The organism is Pantoea stewartii subsp. stewartii (assembly GCF_008801695.1).
In the GTDB taxonomy this organism is placed as follows: Bacteria; Pseudomonadota; Gammaproteobacteria; order Enterobacterales; family Enterobacteriaceae; genus Pantoea; species Pantoea stewartii.
In genome coordinates, this window is the sequence record NZ_VZPF01000299.1 from 1 (window position 1) to 276 (window position 276).

The 276-nt window shown below is 65.2% G+C and carries 1 protein-coding gene; it reads left to right on the plus strand.

Annotated features, from left to right (window positions below; genetic code table 11):
- Window positions 1-276: IS66 family transposase (locus tag F7Q90_RS26270; RefSeq protein WP_151161230.1), on the plus strand; the 276-nt coding region annotated here is incomplete at both ends.

The following is a 276-nucleotide window of genomic DNA, read 5'->3' on the forward strand; positions in this document are numbered from 1 at the left end:
CGGGCAGCGGTAAAACGCGCACGGCCCGGCTGTGGGTATACGTGCGGGACGACCGCAACGCGGGCTCACAGCTTCGACCGGCGGTCTGGTTCGCGTACTCGCCGGACCGGAAAGGCGTACATCCACAGCGGCACCTTGCGGGGTACAGCGGTATCCTGCAGGCGGACGCTTACGGTGGTTATAATGCGCTGTACGAAGATGGCCGCATAACCGAAGCAGCCTGCATGGCGCACGCCCGGCGAAAAATCCACGACGTGCATGCCCGGACACCGACCG